Source organism: Pseudomonas baetica, from assembly GCF_019733355.1.
GTDB lineage: Bacteria > Pseudomonadota > Gammaproteobacteria > Pseudomonadales > Pseudomonadaceae > Aquipseudomonas > Aquipseudomonas baetica_A.
In genome coordinates this window covers 1-20,020 of sequence record NZ_JAIHLQ010000002.1, presented here as the reverse complement: position 1 = coordinate 20,020, position 20,020 = coordinate 1, and the positions used below count along the sequence as shown (strand labels likewise).

15 protein-coding genes and 2 pseudogenes are annotated in these 20,020 nt (G+C 56.0%); 6 read left to right on the top strand and 11 right to left on the bottom strand.

Translation table 11 applies throughout. The features are described 5' to 3' along the window. Positions 1 to 53: 53 nt before the first annotated feature. Positions 54 to 239: an acyl-CoA dehydrogenase C-terminal domain-containing protein gene (locus K5E40_RS01735; RefSeq protein ID WP_076961359.1), complete on the bottom strand. Its 186-nt coding sequence runs from the start codon at positions 237 to 239 to the stop codon at positions 54 to 56. Between the two features lie 228 nt (positions 240 to 467). Continuing rightward, positions 468 to 1,646: pseudogene (locus K5E40_RS01730) on the bottom strand (IS3 family transposase). A 223-nt stretch (positions 1,647 to 1,869) separates the two neighbouring features. On the opposite strand from K5E40_RS01730, the gene K5E40_RS01725 reads away from it, so the two are divergent. Then, complete coding sequence (locus K5E40_RS01725; protein WP_081997921.1) at positions 1,870 to 2,142, top strand: response regulator transcription factor; 273 nt, start codon at positions 1,870 to 1,872, stop codon at positions 2,140 to 2,142. 435 nt (positions 2,143 to 2,577) lie between these two features. Here K5E40_RS01725 and K5E40_RS01720 read toward each other — a convergent pair whose 3' ends face one another. The 5 genes from K5E40_RS01720 to K5E40_RS01700 form a co-directional block, all read right to left on the bottom strand. Then, positions 2,578 to 3,840, bottom strand: coding sequence for an OprD family porin (locus tag K5E40_RS01720; protein ID WP_020300856.1), 1,263 nt, complete (start codon positions 3,838 to 3,840; stop codon positions 2,578 to 2,580). 105 nt (positions 3,841 to 3,945) lie between these two features. Beyond that, the gene (locus K5E40_RS01715) at positions 3,946 to 5,121 is read right to left on the bottom strand and encodes a 3-hydroxybenzoate 6-monooxygenase (RefSeq protein WP_020300857.1); all 1,176 of its coding nucleotides are present in this window, start codon (positions 5,119 to 5,121) and stop codon (positions 3,946 to 3,948) included. Continuing rightward, a complete protein-coding gene (locus K5E40_RS01710) occupies positions 5,118 to 5,975 on the bottom strand; it encodes a fumarylacetoacetate hydrolase family protein (RefSeq protein ID WP_047531075.1) in 858 nt (285 codons plus the stop codon). The genes K5E40_RS01715 and K5E40_RS01710 overlap by 4 nt, the downstream gene beginning before the upstream one ends. Continuing rightward, positions 5,956 to 7,017, bottom strand: a complete 1,062-nt coding sequence (locus tag K5E40_RS01705; RefSeq protein WP_047531077.1) for a cupin domain-containing protein — start codon at positions 7,015 to 7,017, stop codon at positions 5,956 to 5,958. The genes K5E40_RS01710 and K5E40_RS01705 overlap by 20 nt, the downstream gene beginning before the upstream one ends. An 18-nt stretch (positions 7,018 to 7,035) precedes the next feature. Continuing rightward, positions 7,036 to 8,424: an MFS transporter gene (locus K5E40_RS01700; RefSeq protein WP_081997922.1), complete on the bottom strand. Its 1,389-nt coding sequence runs from the start codon at positions 8,422 to 8,424 to the stop codon at positions 7,036 to 7,038. A 265-nt stretch (positions 8,425 to 8,689) separates the two neighbouring features. On the opposite strand from K5E40_RS01700, the gene K5E40_RS01695 reads away from it, so the two are divergent. Then, positions 8,690 to 9,436 (top strand): IclR family transcriptional regulator, encoded by a 747-nt coding sequence (locus K5E40_RS01695; RefSeq protein WP_047531080.1) that lies wholly within the window; start codon positions 8,690 to 8,692, stop codon positions 9,434 to 9,436. A 14-nt stretch (positions 9,437 to 9,450) separates the two neighbouring features. Here K5E40_RS01695 and leuD read toward each other — a convergent pair whose 3' ends face one another. Next, complete coding sequence (gene leuD / locus K5E40_RS01690) at positions 9,451 to 10,095, bottom strand: 3-isopropylmalate dehydratase small subunit (protein WP_069551387.1); 645 nt, start codon at positions 10,093 to 10,095, stop codon at positions 9,451 to 9,453. 6 nt (positions 10,096 to 10,101) lie between these two features. Continuing rightward, complete coding sequence (gene leuC, locus K5E40_RS01685; RefSeq protein WP_221729429.1) at positions 10,102 to 11,514, bottom strand: 3-isopropylmalate dehydratase large subunit; 1,413 nt, start codon at positions 11,512 to 11,514, stop codon at positions 10,102 to 10,104. A 291-nt stretch (positions 11,515 to 11,805) separates the two neighbouring features. Here leuC and K5E40_RS01680 point away from each other — a divergent pair, with 291 nt between their 5' ends. From K5E40_RS01680 to K5E40_RS01670, 3 genes are all read left to right on the top strand, one after another. Then, positions 11,806 to 13,401: a GMC family oxidoreductase gene (locus K5E40_RS01680; RefSeq protein ID WP_221729428.1), complete on the top strand. Its 1,596-nt coding sequence runs from the start codon at positions 11,806 to 11,808 to the stop codon at positions 13,399 to 13,401. Between the two features lie 49 nt (positions 13,402 to 13,450). Continuing rightward, positions 13,451 to 14,776 (top strand): NAD(P)-dependent benzaldehyde dehydrogenase MdlD, encoded by a 1,326-nt coding sequence (gene mdlD, locus K5E40_RS01675; protein WP_221729427.1) that lies wholly within the window; start codon positions 13,451 to 13,453, stop codon positions 14,774 to 14,776. A gap of 235 nt (positions 14,777 to 15,011) precedes the next feature. After that, a complete protein-coding gene (locus tag K5E40_RS01670) occupies positions 15,012 to 16,448 on the top strand; it encodes a carotenoid oxygenase family protein (RefSeq protein WP_221729426.1) in 1,437 nt (478 codons plus the stop codon). A gap of 153 nt (positions 16,449 to 16,601) precedes the next feature. Here the strand turns inward: K5E40_RS01670 and K5E40_RS01665 are convergent, their stop codons facing one another. Together K5E40_RS01665 and K5E40_RS01660 are read right to left on the bottom strand one after the other, a co-directional pair. Then, a complete protein-coding gene (locus K5E40_RS01665) occupies positions 16,602 to 18,077 on the bottom strand; it encodes an aldehyde dehydrogenase family protein (protein WP_221729425.1) in 1,476 nt (491 codons plus the stop codon). After that, on the bottom strand, positions 18,070 to 18,840 hold the full coding sequence (locus K5E40_RS01660; RefSeq protein ID WP_409339120.1) for an FUSC family protein: 771 nt from the start codon (positions 18,838 to 18,840) through the stop codon (positions 18,070 to 18,072). The genes K5E40_RS01665 and K5E40_RS01660 overlap by 8 nt, the downstream gene beginning before the upstream one ends. A 35-nt stretch (positions 18,841 to 18,875) precedes the next feature. Here K5E40_RS01660 and K5E40_RS01655 point away from each other — a divergent pair. Further along, positions 18,876 to 19,853: pseudogene (locus K5E40_RS01655) on the top strand (conjugative transfer ATPase); the annotation flags it as partial. Between the last annotated feature and the right edge of the window lie 167 nt (positions 19,854 to 20,020).

The following is a 20,020-nucleotide window of genomic DNA, read 5'->3' as shown; positions in this document are numbered from 1 at the left end:
GTTTTTGTTTTTATAGGGCGTGAATAGGCAGGCAATTTATCCTGCATTATTCTTTATACAGTATTTAATTCTATTATCAGAACAATATTAAAAGTTTGATGTCCCGCCATCGTGCCTTGCCTCCGCCCTGCAACTAACGCCTGGCGTAACCAAAGCCAGCCAACCAGCACTGGAACGAACAGGCCCAGGTAAGCAGCGGCATTGCAAAGACCAAGGTCAGGTTCGATACCGCCCCCCACAGAATCGCCAGTGCCTTGATTAATTCCGCCGCCAGTACCGATGAATGCCGCAGCCCTGCGGCTTCATCGAGCCTGCGGCGACCTGCTCAGCCGTAAGCGAACGTCCATGTGAGGCTTCCAGCAAGTGCTTACCTATTCAGGCGAGGGAAAGTTTTTCAATGAAGGCCGGGAATTCCGCTAAATGCGGAGTCACCGGGCAAGCAGGGAGGAACCCGCACCCTGTAGTGGTCAACTAATTCCGGACACCTCGATAGGTGATTTTGACGCCATCGCCCGTTCGTAAACGGTCGGTGGCAGATATCCCAGTTTCGAGTGCAGCCGTTCGTTGTTGTAAACCCAACGATGTACTCAGTGATGTCGCGTATCGCCTCGGCATGGTTGGCGTAATCACGTCGCCATACCCGCTCCATTTTCAAGCTCAGAAAGAAGCGCTCCATCACTGCGTATCCCAGCAGTTACCTTTACGGCTCATGCTTTGCTGCATGTCACTTCTTGCCAGTAGCGCTCTGTAGCTCGCACTCGCGTACTGGCTGCCGCGATCCGAGTGGGCGATCAAGCCGGGTGGCGGTTGACGTTGAGCAACCGCCAGCTGCATTGCACTGCACACCAGTTCAGCGGGCATGTTCGGCGCCATTGACCTGCCCACTACCTTGCGTGAGAACAAGTCCAGCACCACAGCCAGATACAACCAGCCACTGCGGGTTCGGATGTAGGTAATGTCTGCTACCCAGGCCTTGTTCGCCGCCTCGGGTTCAAATTGGCGGTTCAATACATTTTCAGCAATCGGCAGGTCATGTTTGCTGTCGGTGGTGTGCACAAATTTACGCTTCCAGGCCGAACGCAGGCCGTTGACGCGCATCATGCGGCGAATCTTGTAAATGCCTACTTCCATACCCTTTGCGCGTAACGCTTTACGCAATGGGCGACTGCCATAACAGCCGCCACTTTCAGCAAACGACGCCTTGAGTTGCAGAGCAACGGGGCAGATCGATGCAGGAGCCTCTGCGCGCTTGTTGGCCTCGTAGAAGCCGGATCGACTAACCCCCAACAAACGGCACACATACGCCACCGAACAAGCCTTCTGTTGCAGCTGGCGAACCAAGCGGTACGTTACTTCAGCTCGCGGGCAAAGAAGGCGGTGGCTTTTTTTAATACATCGTTATCCATCTTGAGCTGACGGTTTTCTTGCTCCAACTGGCGAATACGCTGTTGCTCAGAGGTCAGCGGCTTGCCGATCCCGGCTTGCCCCAACTTCTCGGCCTCATACTGTTGTAACCAGCGTCGAACGGCCGTATCACCAATATCAAGATCACGACAAACCTGTGAAACACTCAGGCCCTGGTCCTTGATCATCTTTACAACTTCCAGCTTGAAGCTGTCGTCGAATACTTTGCGTTTGTCGGTCATGGAGAACTCCTCAATAGGTGTATTTTCCACCTATCGGGGTGTCCGGGGAAATTAGACCACTACACCCTTCACGTAACGACAAAATCGACGCTGCCTGGTGTCCCCAATTGCACCACTACTACGCCAACGAGCGTGACATAGACTGCAGCGCATTGTTCAGAACACCCATCCCGCACTGGTCAAGTGGTTGCAAAAGATCGCAAGCGAAACGACCAGGCCGGCCATGCAGGCCTCGCTTCACTCAGGTCCGGTTGTGCGCCCGGAGCCCCCTCCAAGCTCTGCTTCACCCAGCCGCCTGCTCACACCCAAGGAGCGAGCAGTCTTGCAACTGCTCGCTCGCAACCTGTCGAACAAGCAGATTGCCCAGGCGTTGAATGTCGCTGGAGAAACCGTGAAATGGCACTTGAAAAACCTCTTTGGAAAATTCCAGGCGAGTACTCGCAAGCATGTCGTGGATCGCACCTACATGTTGGGTATTCTCGAGTTGACTGGCTAACGCCAGGCCTTTGGCCCCTTTCTTCCAATCCCCGCTCTCACAGCCCCCCTGTCTCGATCCACGCCTCCCCCTGACGACGGGGGTGGCCGGCTGTCCTTGACGCAATAGTCTTAGTTCCAGGTTGAGGTTCCGCTCCTGAATCGGGTTAGCCCGGTTGGTATAGCGATGTGTAATTGAAACAAGAGACTTGCCGGCGCGTGCCGGCTATCCACGCACCAATGGTGTCCCGCTACCACATGGACGCGAGCTGTTCCGATGGTGTTGCCGCTGACCGAAAACTGACCCAGTAAAGGCTGATCAGTTTTCAATCAGCGCCAACGCTATGAGCGACTGAGGTAGCAATAGCCCACGATCAGCACGCAGATGAACAGATTAAGATCAATTGACGGACGACATATTTGGTCATTGGCGCGCAGGGTTGGTAAGAGCGCAAGGCTATAGCAGCTTCCAGGTATAACTGAGAACGACGCGATACTCGTCAATATCAGTTCTGTAATTAGACCGCGCTACGGCATCGCGAAGCCTGATACCCAATCCCTTGACAGGCCCGCTCTGGAAAACATAAGACATATCGATATCGCGTTCGCTATCCTTACCCTCATAGCCGCGCCCTGTCTCAACATTGTTCCCCACAACGTATCTAGTCGAAAATAGGAGGCCCGGTACACCCGCCGCAGCGAAGTCATAGTCGTAACGCACCTGATAAGACACTTCGTTTTGTGATGAGAAGTCATAAGTAGGTAGTTCATTGGCCAAGGGCGCTATATTGGCGAACACCCGGGGGAACGCGGTGTTACCGTACATTCTTTGGTACCCTACGGTCACAGCATGCCCGGATCTTGCCACCCCAAGGGTGCCATACAAAGCCCGATTATCGACCGCCCCTATTAAATGATCACCATCTTCCACAGCATCATACTGTGCCAACGTACCGGTCACCGACCAACGCCCTACTAACTGCTTATGCTTAATGCCAACATAACTCTGTCGGTAAATGTCCTCCAGTTGGGCGTACCAACCACTGACAGTGGTACGTGACTCATTAAAACTATAGTCACCGCCCATATAATTGAAGGCATCACTGGACGCTGTGCGTTGCGGAATATAGCCCAACATCGCGATCAACTTTTCGTCACCGGCTTCATTTCGTAGACTAGTCGATTTGATTCGCCCGCCTTGAAGGGTCAGCCCAGTAAGTTCGCTGCTCGAAAAGGAGGCCCCCTGATAGGAAGGTGGAAGCAAACGAATATCGCTGAAGGGCAAGACGGGAATGTCTGGTTGAAGTTCACCCAGCCTCAGTTCGGTTTTAGAAAACCTGGCTTTTAAGGTTGGCCCTACGCGACTGTAATCGTCGGCAGGAGCCCCGCTATCCTTAATAGGCAGCAAGCCCGTCCCTACCCGTCCAGGGCCACTATCAAGCTTGAGGCCCAGAGTGGCAATCGCATCAATACCAAAGCCGACCGCGCCTGGGGTATAACCTGATTTGAAATTAAGAATGAAGCCTTGAGCCCACTCTTCTGCCTTGGGTTTCTCGGCCCCGCGAATATCTAAATAGTTACGTTGAAAGTAGTAGTTTCTGGCCTGAAGTGTAGCGGTCGAATCTTTGAAAAAATCGGATTCCTCAGCCCATGCCAAGCCTGGCGTACAAAAACACAGTAACGCCGGCCACACGAGCGGGCCGCAATTTTTGTAGTACATGATTTCACCCTTTTTATTTTTATAGAATGATCATTGCGTACAGCAGAAAGCGACGATCAACCCGGCAACGTGAGCACGTTGAATAATTGACCGTCACTGGGAGTTCTAAATTATCGCGTCATATAACCAGGTGAGACCGGCATATGCTTGTTCAGGGGTGCGTGCGGCGAGCATACCGTTACGCAGTTCGGCTGCCACTCCTTCGGCATGGTAGAACTCTCCATGAACACGTGCCATCACCTGGCAACGGCCAGTGCGAAGGTATCGGCGAGCCTGATATGCCTTAAAAGCTGACTCAAAATCACCCTGACACTTTTCGATTTCCTGTGCGAGTACGACGCCATCTTCCATCGCCATACACGCCCCTTGTGCAAGGTATTGCAACATGGGGTGCGCGGCATCGCCCAGAAGCGTGGTACGTCCCTCACTCCAGTTTTTCACGGGTTCACGATCGCACAATACCCACATCCGCCAGCTTTCAATTTTGGACAGGAGCGTTTGTACGGTGTCACACGTGCCGGCAAACCGACGGCGTAATTCTTCAGGGTCTCCCTCGGTGTTCCAGCCCTCTACATAGCGGTCGCTGTGGAAGACTGCGACCAGGTTGAATAGTTTTCCACCTCGAAGCGGGTACTGGACCAGGTGGGACTTTGGCCCCCCCCAAAGAATCATCGAGTTGCGTCGAAACTCAAGCGGCACGTCCTCAATGGGCAACACCGCCCGGTACGCAATGTGCCCGGAGACCACAGGCGCACCGTCACCGACAATTTTCTCTCTGACTTTCGACCACAATCCATCTGCGCCAATCAGTGCGCAACCCCGAATGGTTTCACCTTGGTCAGTGGTCACGCACACGGACAGGCCATCATCTTCGTAGCCCACCACTTTTGTGGCGATCCTGAAGTCGACATCAGCGGACTCGCGACACGCGGCCAGAAGAACCGAATGCAGGTCCGCACGATGCACCAAGGCGTAGGGATACTTGAAACGTTCCCGAAACGCTGCGCCTGTCGGGATGGTGGTAACCACCTCAGCGCTGACACTGTCCATGAAGATCAAATCATCGGGTAACACGGTCAGTTCGCGTACCTGATCAGCAACGCCGAGCGTCTCCAACACGCGAAAACCGTTAGGACCCACCTGGATCCCCGCACCGACTTCGCGAAACTCTTCGGCCTGTTCGATTAAGAGCGTTTTGAAGCCCTTATGTGAGAGTGCCAGCGCTGCTGCCAGACCGCCAATGCCCCCCCCAATGATTACAATCGGATCTTGTAGGCTCATGACGACACGACCTCGACAACAATTTCACCAATCCCTTCAATTCGTGCTTTGATCTGATCACCGTGAACAATGGGACCCACACCTTCGGGCGTTCCGGTGTACAACAAATCACCCGGCTCAAGTGTGTAATAGGTCGAGGCGAATTCGATCAGCTCTGCCACGTTCATGATCAAATCCCGTGTATTGGCGTGCTGGCGTTTCTCACCATTAACCTCCAGCAGCAACTCCAAGCCCTGTGGTTCGCTGAGCTCATCAGCCGTGACAAGCCATGGCCCCAACACCGAGTAAGTGTCCAACGATTTGCGCAAGCTTCGCTCTTCAGGCCCGCGGATCGTGATGTCCAGGCCAATGCTGTATCCGGCAACATAGGCCAGTGCGTCTTTCGCCTTCACATCCTTGGCACGCTTGCCAATAACAGCGACTAGCTCGATTTCGTGATCGGTACGGCGCTCTGGAAGATTAATCACAATCGGTTTACTGACACCGATCAGCGAGCTGGTAGCTTTCAGGAAGAGGCCCGTCTCCTGAATTTTGCGGACATTGGCACGTGTAAACGTCTCCGTGTCTGCGATGGCTTCATCAAGGTGAGCTTGATAGTTGACAGGCGCAGCCACAATTTTGCCTGGGTTACCGACGGGGCTAAGCAGCTCGACATCGCTTAACTTGAAGACCGCTGCGCTTCCCTTGGCAAGCGAGATTTCGGGGCGTAGCTCGGCCAGGTTAGCGATCAGCAGGTCATGGCGCGGAAACGGATAACGGGCAGGTGACAAAATACGCAGTGCTTGGGAAACGTCATAGACAATGTCGCCCTCAATCAGGCCCAAACGGTTATCGTTAAACAGACAAATTTTCATGGTTTTCTCCTGGTGTAGTAGTTGCGCTCGGATTGATTTCGCTGCGCCAAAAACCGAGGTGTTCTTGCAACGGTCGATCGGAAAAGCTGAACAGTACGCATTGCTCGTCCGCCTCAAAACAGCGCCATGCCCAACCCGGAAGAACAAATACGTCGTCCTTGCAGGCTGTCCACGTTTGGTCACCGACCTGAACACGCAGGCTGCCTTCAACCACGCAGCAAACAGCTCCGTCGGTTTCACGAAAGCTCGTGCCCTTGAACCCTGCAGGGAACATCTGCATAAAGGCACCCATCGAGCGAATCGGGGACAGCCCATTCGTTGGGTTGGTAAACATCAGTTTGAAACCGTTGCACGCGTCCCACTCATCGACGAGCGACAACTGTTCAAGCGCTGCACGCGTGCGCGAATAGGGGTAGTGAAAAAGTGGGCTGACGGGGCCGCCGTGGGTGTCGCCCACCGGTCTCAGGCCAGCGGCGAATCGCGCATTGGAGTCGCCTGTCGGGCGTGTCAGGACCTGACGTAGATTCGGGTCATCAGCAGAGAAACCGGCGTTGAGCATTTGCACAACAGGCACATCCAGGCCATCCAGCCACATCACAGGTTCCGTGCCCTGCGCACCATGGTCATGAAAAACGTTCGTGGGCGTGATGACAAAGTCACCCGGGTTCATTAGTACCTTTTCGCCATGCACCGTAGTGAACCCACCCTGGCCACTTAAAATCAGTCTTAGCGCAGACGCCGTATGGCGATGACTGGGAGCGACCTCCCCGGGCAGGATCATTTGAATACCCGCATAGAGGGATGACGTTATCTGCGACTTGCCCTGAAACTTAGGGTTTTCTAGGACAAGCACACGGCGCTCCGCATCTTCGGCGGAGATGACCTCACAGGCCATTTTCATATTTTGGCGAATGGTTTCGGCGCGCCAGATTACGGGGTCCGCCGTCTGCTTGGGCTCGCGCGGGGTGAGCCCGCGCAATACCTCCCAGAGGGGCGTCATGTTGTCGTGGGCAATGTGATCTCTAAAGGCATTGTTACTCACAAATATCTCCTTACCTATCTATCGAACTTCGTTCAGCCGTGCATCGCTACGGTCTTGGTTTGCGGTCCGTGCGATGTGGCGACGGACGAGGGTCAGCGCGACAAAAAGAATCAACATCATGGCTGCTATAAAACCGAAGAACCGAGTGCCTGTGCTGGCAAGAATCCAGGGGCCGATGAAAGCGCTCAGCACCGCGCCCAGCCGTCCGAAAGCTGCGGGCAAACCGACGCCACTTGCACGCATTGAGGTAGGGAATATCTGCGCCGCCAGCACGAATAGGATTGCTTGTGTGCCCGGTACGCAGAGGCCGAGCAGCAGCAGGCTAACGGTGATGATAGGGAGCGAATTCGCTGCAGGTTCCAACGGCGTTACCATCAGCGCAGCGCAGCAGGCCAACGCCCCCGCCGCCATGCAGAGCATGGTTTTGCGCGAACCGAAGCGACTGAACAGCCAGCCGCCACCCACCCCTCCAATCAGGCCACCGAGGCTGAACAACGCCATACTTGCGCTGGACATACTGACGCTGTAACCGGCCTCGACGAACAGGGAGGGGGACCAGGTAAACATGAGGTAGCTAGACAGAATCACGGTAAAGAAAGCGACCGCCAGCACCCGTGTGTCGCCAGCATATTCGCTGGCCATTAACGTTCGCACCGAAGCCTTCTTGACTGCAGCCGCTTCGCCGCTGTCCTCCAACGTGGTGGTCAATGACACTGCATGCCCCAGGTGGCGAATGATGTTCAGGCACGCTGCCGGCTTGATGCCGCGCGCCACCAGAAATCTCAGCGACTCTGGGACGCCAATGATCAGCGTCAGCGCGACGATCAACGGCGCACACCCCGCAATCACGAAAAAACTGCGCCAGCCAAGGGCAGGAAGAATTTGCGCCCCTAACAGGCCAACGACGATGCCGCCAAAAGGCAACGCGCTCATCCCGATGGCGAGGGCAAGGCTGCGCCGGCGCAAAGGCGTGTACTCAGCCAGCATTGCCGTGACGTTAGGCATGGCTGCTCCCATGCCCAACGATGCAATCACTCGGCAGACGCCCAGAAAGACGATGTCATCGGCGAGCGCGCCCAATAACGTCATCAGGCCAAACGTTACGCTGGACGCGATGAGGGTCCATTTTCTGCCGATGCGGTCGCCCAACAGGCCCCCGAGGGCCGTCCCCAGTGCCATGGCCACGAAACTGAATCCCAGCACCGGTGCAAAGGCTGCGCGGCTGATACCCCATTCGGCTGAAATGGAGGACAGCGACAGGCTGAGCACCTGCGCGTCCACGCCATCGAACACCATGACGAGGGCGACCAAGAAGAGAATTCGCTTTTGATAGGACGTCCACTCTCCGTGATCGAGAATAGGGGCGATGTCGAGGACGGGGGACGATGGCTGCGCTAGCTCGCTCATGATGGAACCCTCACACCTTAAGGTGTTTTGTATTATTTGTTGTAATACGATAATTATGTTTTTTCAAAAAAATGTCAACGATTTTATCTTATGGCGCTATTTTTGTTTTTGTTCACCTCGTGGTCGAGCTTGGCGGTAACATGACGGACTCCGTCAAGCACACCTTCCTAAGGGGGCAGGGTTGATAAAGCAGCAGGTAACCGGCGCGTCAGCCATGCAAGTCTCAGGCGCAGAAGATCCCAAAGGCAGCTCCCAGGATCGCTTGATGCGCCTGCTCGAATTGTTCAGTGGAGACAGCAAATCTGATTGGTCTGTGGACGAAGCGGCGATCGAGTTAGGACTATCGGCGAGCCATACGTACCGTTACTTTCGAACCCTGTCGGGTGCCGGATACATCAGCGCCTTTATCCCGGGGCGCTACGTGCTGGGCCCAGCAATCATCGCGTTGGATAGAAAAATGCGGTTGGGTGATCCGATGATCCAGGCTGCAAGGTTGGTCATGGGTGACATGCTGAATGCGGCCCCCGCTGGCAGCATCGCGATTTTATGCCGGTACTTCCAAGAGCACGTCATGTGCGTGCATGAGGAGTTCACCACCCGTTTCAAGCAAGACATCAGCTATGAGCGCGGCCTCCCAAGGCCCCTTTACCAAGGCGCAGCCTCAAAGGTCATCCTGGCGCACCTGCCATTGCGCCAGGTCAAACCCTACTACGAAGGCGTAACGGGCGAATTCGAGCGCTTTGGCCTTGGGGCCAATTGGGCGCAAGTCAAACAGACACTGAGATCGCTGAGAAACGAGTCCGTAGTCATCACTTCAGGCGAATTGGGCAATAGCGCTGCGGGTATTTCAGCCGCCGTTTTTGACGATAAACGGGTGATCGGCAGCATCAGCATCGTGATACCCGTTGTCGATGCCTCCCCGGAAGTGAGAACACTGCTCGCGCCTATTGTTGCGAAGGCCGGGGCCGAGATGACGCAGAAAATGACGGTGTTGGCGTCTTCTGGATCATGAAATACACAACGCCGTCAGCTCTCTGGAAACAGCCAAGGCTCGGTGGCGCGTCGCTTGCTTTCGTATAAGCGCACGTCGTCGGCTTGAGCGAGCGTCAGGCTGATTTCATCGAGCCCCAACATCACGCATTTTTTGCGGAATGCATCGATCTCGAAACGGTAGATCACGCCCTCAGGCTGGGAAACGGTTTGGTCCGCTAGATTGATCTCAAGTTGCAACGCAGCATCACGGGCCGCGAGTGAGAACAGGTGATCCATTTCATCCTTGGTCAACACGATGGGCAGCACGCCGTTCTTAAGGCAGTTGCCATAAAAAATATCTGCGAAACTGGTGCTGAGCAGCGCTTTGAACCCGAAATCACGCAAGGCCCACGGCGCGTGCTCGCGGCTCGAACCACAACCGAAATTATCTCGGCACAGCAGGATTTGGGCTGATTTGAACCGGGGCTGGTTGAGCACGAACTGCTCGTTGAGCGGTCGTACCGAGCAGTCGTCCCCAGGTTGGCCTTGGTCTAGATAACGCCAGTTATCGAACAGGTAATCGCCATAGCCATATTTGCTGATCAATTTCATGAATTGCTTCGGCAAAATGGCGTCCGTGTCCACATTGATTCGATCAAGCGGCGCCGCTACTGCACAAAACTGCTTGAATGGTTTCACGGCCTTTCAACTCCTTATCTGGGCAGCGGTTATATCAACGAAATGTCCTGCCAGGGCCGCCGCAGCTGCAGTGACCGGGCTCACGAGGTGAGTTCTGCCACCCTGCCCCTGACGCCCCTCGAAATTGCGATTGGACGTAGATGCACAACGCTCCCCAGGGAGCAGCCGGTCCTCGTTCATTCCCAAGCACATCGAACAACCGGGCTCGCGCCATTCAAACCCAGCGTCGATGAATATCCTGTCCAAGCCCTCGGCTTCAGCCATGGCTTTGACCTGTCCTGATCCCGGCACCACCAATGCTTGTTTGATACGCGTGGATACTTTTTGACCGACTACAACCTGGGCAGCTGCTCGCAGGTCCTCGAGGCGTGCATTGGTGCAGGAGCCTATGAAAATCTTGTCGAGCTGGATTGAAACGATGGCTGTGCCCGCTGTAATCCCCATATAGTCGAGCGCGCTGACCAAGGCCTGACGTTTAGCGGGGTCTACTTCGTTCGCGGGGGCGGGCACCTTTTCTAGAACATCGCACACCATTTGCGGAGAAGTTCCCCATGAAACTTGAGGGGCAACTTTTGCTGCATCCAGGTTCACCACCTGTTGGAAAATTGCCCCAGGGTCGCTGTGAAGCGTGCGCCAAAACGTAGCGGCGGCCTCCCAGCCTGCGTCTCGCGGCGCATGAGGTCGGCCGTGCAGGTAGGCCAGTGTGGTCTCGTCTACACCGATCAGCCCGACGCGAGCTCCGGCTTCGATTGCCATATTGCAAAGGGTCATCCGCGCTTCCATGGACATGCTACTGACCGTGCTGCCGGTGAATTCGATTGCATGACCGGTGGCCCCCGCAGTACCGATTTTGCGAATCAAGCTCAGGGCCAAGTCTTTTGCGGTCACGAACGGCTGCAATTCGCCGTCGATCTGAACCTTCATCGCCGCCATGGGTGAAACACGCAGGCACTGGGTGGCGAGAACGTGCTCGATCTCGGAAGTGCCGATGCCAAATGCCAAGGCCGCGAAAGCACCATGGGTACTGGTATGAGAGTCGCCACAGACGATGGTCATTCCCGGAAGACTGGCGCCAGATTCAGGCGCGATGACATGCAAAATGCCCTGCCTTTGATCACCCATTTTAAAGTGGCGCAGGTTCAGGTCAGCGCAGTTACGCTCAAGCGTCTGAACCTGAATTTTCGCTACCGGATCCTGAATGCCCAGAGCCAAGTCCCTAGTCGGCACATTGTGGTCCGAGGTGGCGATGATCGTGCCGCTTCGCCAAGGGTTCAGCCCCGCTGCCGATAAACCTTCAAAAGCCTGGGGGCTGGTGACTTCATTGATCAACTGCAGATCAATGTAAAGCATCGCAGAACCGTCCGAGTCATGACGTACGACGTGCGTTTCCCAGAGTTTTTGCAGCAGCGTTTTGGGCACTGGAGGCTCCTCTTGTCAGATCGATCATTACGGACCTGCCTGGCCGGATTGTAGGCAGGCTTGCTCAGACAATATAGAGCACTTTTATCTTAATGCGCTATTTTTGATTTTTAAAGAGTGGCAAAGTACTATGTGTTGTCCAACTGTACTGTTCAGATTTGTAAAATCTGAACAGCGAAAGCGCCCGCTTAAACGATTCCTGATCTCGGCTTTTGATAGCGATGTCTGATAGGCAGTGCGCTATCCCCCCTCAATACTCATCCGTTCAAGAGCGATCCGCAGTGGGTAAATATGACAACTAAAAGCTTTGACGTGCTGATTGTAGGAAGTGGTGCAGCCGGATGCGTGGTGGCCAGTTATCTGGCCGAGAACAGTCGGGCCAGCATTGCCGTGATCGAAGCCGGCGGCAAGGATTCCGACCCGCTGATCCACATTCCAGCCGGCTTCGGCACCATCCTGGCCAAGGATAAACACGTGTGGACCCATTCCACCGTCGCCCAGCATGGTACTGAGCGACGCTTTCGCTCCGGCAAGGTGTTGGGGGGAGGCACGTCGGTAAATGCCATGGCGTATGTGCGTGGCCAAAAACGCGATTTCGATGCGTGGGACGAAGCCACCGCAGGCGACGGGGACTGGAATCACGCCAGCATGTGGCGTGCCTTCATCGAGCAAGAAAAAAACGACACGTTCCATGATGAACATCATGGCACCCAAGGCAATCTGGCCGTGCAACTGCCCAAAGGGATCAACGAACTGAACCAGTATTGCCTGAAGGCATTTCAGGAATACGGCCTGCCCTACAATCCGGATTACAACGGCGCCAGCCAGATCGGTGTGTCACCGGTGCAATCGAACATCGAGAACAGTCGCCGTTGCAGTGCCGTAGTCGCGCACCTGCGCCGTCATCTGGAGAGTGGCCGCGTCACCTTGCTGGCGAACACAACGGTCACTCGGGTGCTGATCGATAGCCACCGCGCGGTAGGGGTCGAAATACTCCAGGGCGGGACTACGAAGCAAATTCAGGGCAAGCAGGTCATACTCAGCGCCGGGGCGGTACACAGCCCGAAGGTTCTCATGCATTCCGGCATAGGCCCCAAGACCCAGTTGCAGGAATTCGGCATTGAGGTGATGGTCGATTCCCCCGGCGTGGGCGAAAACCTACATGATCACCCTATCGTACCGCTCAGCGCCTATGTGAAAGGGAACTTGGGCTATCAAAGCGTTGCCCAGGGCCTTGGGACGCTGAAGGCAGGGATCCGCTACATCCTGACCAAAGACGGCCCGGCCGCAGGCAGCGGTATCGAGACGGTCAGCTATTGGGATCCCCTGAACTTACAGGGCGACCCTACCGTTCAGTGCTATCACGTACCAATCATTTCCAAAGACGGCTTGAGCCCTACCGGTACGCGCCCCGGCGTGACCTTCGAGTTAGTGGTGCTTCAGCCTAAAAGCCGCGGCTGGGTACGTTTGGCTGACGCTGACCCTACCTCTATGCCGCTGATCAACCCAAATTTCATCGGCCACGAATACGATTTGAAAGTGGCCGTTGAGTCGGTGAAAGCCATGCGCCATGTCCTGACTCAGGAATCGCTAGCGCCGGTGATCGACGAAGAGGTCTCTCCGGGTCCCAGCGTGCAATCCGATGAGCAGATTGGCGAATGGGTCAAACGCGTCGCCACCACCATGTGGCACCCGGTCGGCACCTGTCGTATGGGCAAGGACGAAGGTGCCGTCGTTGATGGTCGCCTGCGTGTGAAAGGCGTGGAGCATCTGCGTGTCATCGATGCCTCGATCATGCCCAACATTACTAGCGGCAACACCAACGCGCCCACTCAGGCGCTGGCCCTGCACGCTGCCAAAATGCTCTGTGAAGATTACTTTCGCTGATCTGCGTGACGCTCATAAACATCCACTGAATTCGATAAGGTGACAACCCATGAACTATCCAAGCTCCGAGTCCATCGATGCAGTATTCGAGTCGCAGCGTGCCTATTTCGCCTCCCGCCAAACCCACCCCATCGAGTTTCGCAAACACAGCCTGGAGCGCCTGAAACAGGCAGTGCTCAATCACAAAGAGGCGCTGTACGTCGCACTGGACGAAGATTTAGGAAAACCCAAGGCCGATGTGGACCTCGCGGAGATCGGCGCAGTCCTCCACGAAATCGATTTCGCCCTCGCCCACCTTGACGAGTGGGCGACACCAGAAACGGTACCCACCGCAGACCTGATTGCGCCGTCCCAGTGCTATGTCGCGCAAGAGCCCTTTGGCGTTACTTACATCATCGGGCCGTTTAACTACCCCGTAAACCTGACGCTGACGCCGCTGATAGGCGCAATCATTGGCGGCAACACTTGCATCCTTAAGCCCTCCGAAACCACCCCCAACACTTCACTGGTCCTCGAGAAAATCATTCAGGAAGCGTTCTCTCCCAACTACATAGCTGTGGTTCAGGGTGGACGCGATGAGAATACTCACCTGCTGAGCTTGCCGTTCGATTTCATCTTTTTCACGGGCAGCCCTAACGTCGGCAAGATAGTGATGCAGGCAGCCGCCGCGCACCTCACACCAGTGATCCTGGAACTAGGCGGCAAGTGCCCTTTGATTGCCCTGGCCGATGCCGATGTCGATCTGGTGGTGTCGCAGCTGATGTTTGGCAAGTTCATCAACAGCGGCCAGACCTGCATCGCACCGGATTACTTGTACGTCCACAGCAGCATCAAGGATGAACTGCTAACTCGCCTGACGCAGCGCATTCAGCAGGACCTGCCTGACATAGGTTCCACGGGAAAAGTCGTCACGAGCCAACAAGTATCGCGTCTTCAAAACTTGTTGAGCAAGAGCGCGGGCAAGGTGCTGGTCGGCGGCGATGCAGACCCAGAACGGCGCGTATTCAGCGCCACCGTGGTCGACCAAGTGCAATGGGACGATGCCCTGATGGCCGAAGAGCTGTTTGGGCCCATTTTGCCGGTGCTGACGTTTGATTCGGTGGATAGTGCGGTCAATCTCATCAATCAACATCACGCCAAGCCACTGGCCGTTTATGTGTTCACTGGCAACACAGCCAATGCCAAACCCGTCATCGACCACATTCAAGCTGGTGATGCTCAGGTCAACGGCGTGCTGGTGCACGCGTTCTCCCCATATCTGCCGTTCGGTGGGGTGGGCGCTTCAGGGATGGGCGAATATCACGGCCGATACAGCTACTTGGCCTTTACCCACAAAAAGTCTGTACGGATAGTTGAATCTGGCAAGCCGGTATAAATTAAACAGCAACAACGCGAGACCGGGCAAGGTCAACGGCAGGCATGCTTTGCAAGCCTGCCGTGATCGCAAGACTACAAAAACCATGACGAATTCAATAAATTAAACTGCGTGTACCTCAGTACCAACACTCTATAAGAATTCGTACTCGCAACCCGGAGACAGCAATAAACCCAACGGCTAGCATTCTCTAAACCTTTAAAAAGTCACCCCTATTAGCCTTGGGAGATATAGCATGTGGAACAATAGCAGCCCCTTTTTACAAGGTATTCGCCAACCCCTCTCCAACGAGATCATCGCCGATGAACTTCGCATAGAAGGGACTGTGCCACCTGGACTGGAGGGCGTTCTTTTTCGAACCGGCTCCAACCAGCGTTGGGAGCCTGCCCGCCCTGATCGGTACCACTGGTTCGACGGCGATGGCATGGTTCATGGGTTTTATATCAGCAATGGCGCTGTCAGCTACCGCAATAAATGGGTGCGCACCGAGGGTTTCGAGGATGAAGAAGCAGCCGGCAGATCGCTCTACAACGGTATCTACGGGTCCTACGAAGTAGCTCAAGCGCAGCTGGAACAGGGGCCCGCTACCGTCAAGCAAGTCGCCAACGTCAACGTCGTGGAAATCGACGGGCGCGTATTGGCTCTGCAAGAGGCGGGCAGACACTATTATGAACTTGACCGAAACACCCTGGAAACCATCGGCACCTTTGATTTTCACGGTGCAATTGATGCACCGGTTACCGCGCATATCCATACCGACGCTGCAAAAAATGAAATACTGTTATATACGGTCGAACCCGAAACCCGCCGGTTCGTCTGCGCACTGGCTGACAGGCAAGGGAACATCCTGAAACAGCACGTCGTTACACTCGACGCCCCCGCCTACATTCACGACTTCATGTTTACTGAAAACCATTTTGTCTTCTTCTTTGGGCCCATCAACTGGCATCCAGAATCATCCGACCGAGTCCCTGCAGGCAAATCGGCGTGGACGTTTGACCCAAAGCTGAGTAATCGAACCCTGGTGGTCCACCGCCAGACCGGTGCAACTCAATGGTTCACCGATGAAGCGTACCAAACCACACACTTCGTCAACGCCTACGAGGAAGATGGCAAAATAATCGTCGACGGCTGCGTCAGTGACCTCCAATTTGTCGATGACATAAAAGTCGAGAATTTCTTCCCGTTTCCGTTTCCTGACACTGGACGCTCGCCGTTTACACCTCCCGTGCTGTACCGCTGGACCTTGGATCTCGATGCCGGTCGGATGACACGAGCACGTGTCGGAGATTTCTCCGTCGAGTTTCCCAGGATCAACGAAAAACTCCTGGGTGCAAAACACCAATATGGCTACTTTGCCGGGGTGCATCAGCCCAAAAGTGACAGCCACGATTTCAACTGCCTGATAAAGCATGACTTTATTTCCGGCAAAACCGAGTATCAAACGCTGGAAGGTGACAGGGACGTGTCCCCTGCCGAGCCGATATTCGTGGCCAAACCCGATGCGGTGAGTGAAGACGATGGCTGGTTGCTGGTCGTCTGGTGGGACCCGCAGACAAACAAAAGCGAACTGGTGATCCACGACGCGAGCGACTTCACCGGTGCACCATTGGCACGGGTAAAGCTGGATCATCATATCCCGCTGGGTTTTCATGGGAACTGGATCCCCTAACCCACCGGTAGCGTTCTAGCCGGGCGTCCTAGCAACAGCGACGCGCAACTGACTGCCCTGCAAATAACGTATCGCTGCGGGCAGTCTTTGTATGAAGGAACGCCCCTTGCGAGGGGCGTTCATGCCATACGATCCGTCCACCAAACCCTGACCTTAAAACGGATAAGCGCGACGTTTGTGTTGCACCGAGATCCAGTGATCGCTGGTCAGCTCCGCGATGATCCATTCGCTGTTGAAGCGACCGATACCGCTGTTTTTCTCGCCGCCAAACATGTTGTTCGGATCATCATTGACCGAGATGTCATTGATGTGAGTCATGCCGGCTTCGATCTGTTGAGCGAAACGCAGGCCCCGACCTTCATCCTTGGTGAACACCGCAGAAGACAAGCCGAACTCGGTCTGGTTGGCCAACTCCAGTGCATGTGCCTCGTCCCGCGCAGTGATGATCGGCGCTACAGGACAAAATTGCTCAGCCTGGGCCAGGTCACTCATGTTATCGACATTGACGAACACATGAGGCGGCAGTACCTGCCCCTGTGCAGCACCACCGAGCAGCAACTCGATACCTTCGGCTTTTGCCGCTTCGATACGGGCCACTGCACCCTCTAACTGACGACGGTTGATCAACGGGCCGATAACGGTGTCTGCCAGGTTCGGATCGCCGACCTTGAGCTGGCGCACACGCTCGACAAAAGCTTCGACGAAATCTTTTTGCAGCGAGGCGTCGACGATGATGCGGTTGCTGCTCATGCATATCTGCCCTTGGTGCAGGAAGCGCCCGACGACCGCAGCATGTACCGCCAGATCCAGATCCGCGTCATCGAGCACGACACACGGCGCGTTACCACCCAGCTCCAACCCTACGCGCTTGAGCGTGGGGCCAGTCACCGCCAAGGCACCGATATGCCGCCCAACGCGTGTCGAGCCGGTGAACGAGATGAATTTTGGAATCGGATGCAAGGTGAACGCATCACCCAGGTCAGCCACATCGCCCACTACGATGTTGAGGATGCCAGGGGGGAAGCCTGCTTCTTCGTAGATCTTGGCTAACAACAAGCCGCCAGTGACGGGCGTATCATCGGCCGGTTTGACCACGACCGCGTTCCCCAATGCCAGCGCGGGAGCGATCGAGCGGTTGGACAGATGCAGCGGCCAGTTCCAGGGGCTGATGACCCCTACTACGCCCAATGGCTTGCGATAGACGCGGCTTTCCTTGTCGGGGGTATCGATGGGCAAAATTCGGCCTACCACCCTCGAAGGCATCGCCGCCGCGGTGATCATGGTCGAACGTACAGCCGCCCATTCGATCTCGGCTTTGGTGCGCGTGCTACCGGACTCACGAATCAACCAGTCGACAATCTCTTCGTGGCGGGCGTCGAGCACATTCACCGCGCGCATGAACAACGCTGAACGCTCACCGGGCAGCGTCAACGCCCAGGCCTTTTGTGCGATGGCGGCAGCCTGGTAGGCGGCATCGAGATCTTGAGCATCGCCCAGCGAAATCTCGGTCAGCAGTTCGTTGTTGTAGGGGTTTCGGTTTTCCAGAACTTTACGGGTACTGCCGGAGCGCCAGGCGCCAGCGATGTATTGGCCAGTAAAACCCTGCCACAGTGGTGGACGGTCAGACATGAGTATTCTCCGTTGATTCAAGGCAGTCAGCGCCTGGGATAGTTGTGTTTTGCAGCGTGGCAACCGCGTGGGTCACCCCGTGTTGATCAGCCACGCTGAGGGGAAATTTCTCGGCCCGGCCCTCAGCAACACGCTGGGCCATGGCCGTGCATTCGAATGCGCTCAACAGCAGCGTCGAGGCGCACTTCTCGATAGTGATCAGCCTCACCAACAGCACTGTGATTTGCCCATAGAGGCGTGACCGCATGGCGGCACTAGGCCCATTCGATATCTTTAGGGTCAGGTTCGCGATGCGTACTGCCAGGCGTTTACCCTCACTGCCAGGCGAGGAAGGCACTAACCATCGGTAGGTCAGTAACGCGGTGACTACGCCCCCCAGGATCGCAACCATCTGCAACAGCGAATGTTCGATGCTGGTGTCCGTACTCAGGCTGGGCTGGGCGATCAACAAGAAGGTCATGTTCAGATCGATCGCCAACTTCGCCGTGCTGGGCCGAGCCATCAGCCACGCGCCGGCCAGCAGAAAAGGCGCAATGACCAAGGCCAACTGCCAAGCGCTGGCGACATGAGGCAACAACCAGAACCGGCAACTCAGGCCCAATACGGCGCCCACGCAGGAGCCCACCAGTACATCTTTCAACGCAGCATTAGCATGGCTATGGCTGGAAAACAGCGAGGCGAACAACACCGCCGTCATCACCATCATCGGGCCATCCGCCCAAGCGAACGCCCACCACAGCGTAGTGGCGATGAGCAGCGCCACCAACGGCCTGGCTGCCGCCAGGCAAGCGCCCCGCCAATATGAACGGTCATCTGCTGTTGTTCGGCCCCACCGGCGCCGGCAAGTCGGCCACCCTGGTTACCCTACTGATGCAGGTCATGGCGGTGTACCGCCCTCGCTTGTTTATCGTCGAGGCCGGCAACTCATTCGGCTTGCAGGGCGACTATTTCGCGACACAAGGTTTCTCGGTCAACAAGGTCCAATTGAAACCTGGCGCCTCCGTCAGCCTCGCCCCGTTCGCCGATGCTTGGCGCCTGGTCGAGCAGCCGGATCAGGTGGCGAGTCTGTCGATCGATGAGCTGGACGATGAGGTGGTAACCAGTCGCGAAGACCAGCGCGATGTTCTCGGCGAACTGGAAATCACCGCCCGGCTGATGATCACCGGCGGCGAGGCCAAGGAAGAGGCGCGCCTGAGCCGGGCCGATCGCAGTCTGATCCGCGAGTGCATTCTGGATGCGGCGCAGACTTGCGTCACCGCGAGCCGTCAGGTGCTGACCCGCGACGTACGCGACGCCTTGCTGCGCGTCGCCGCCGACCCGCACTTGCCGGAGAAACGCCGCGAGCGCGCCCAGGAGATGGGCGAGTCCATCGACCTGTTTTGCCAGGGTTTCGAGGGCGAACTGTTCGATCGCGAGGGCACGCCTTGGCCCGAGAGCGATGTGACCATTGTCGACCTGGCCACTTACGCGCGCGAAGGCTACGAGGCACAGATGTCCATCAGCTACATCAGCCTGATGAACACCGTGAACAACCTTGCCGAGCGCGACCAGTACCTGGGCCGACCGATCATCATGGTCACCGACGAGGGTCATATCATCACCAAGAACCCGTTGCTGGCGCCGTTCGTGGTCAAGGGGACGAAGATGTGGCGCAAGCTCGGCGCTTGGTTCTGGCTGGCGACGCAGAACCTTGCTGATTTTCCCACGGCTGCGCAGACCATGCTCAACATGATCGAATGGTGGATTTGTTTGAATATGCCGCCGGCGGAGATTGAGGGTAAGCGTCTGGCCAAGTCACCTTCAAAACTCCAGCATTAAGGGCGATGGTGTCCGCGTATTTTTAAGCGGACGCGATCGCCCTTAATCGCCAGGATTTTCATGCGCCAACGAAGCTCTTATCCCAAACCGTTCAAAGCCCAGGTCGTTCAGGAATGCCTTCAGCC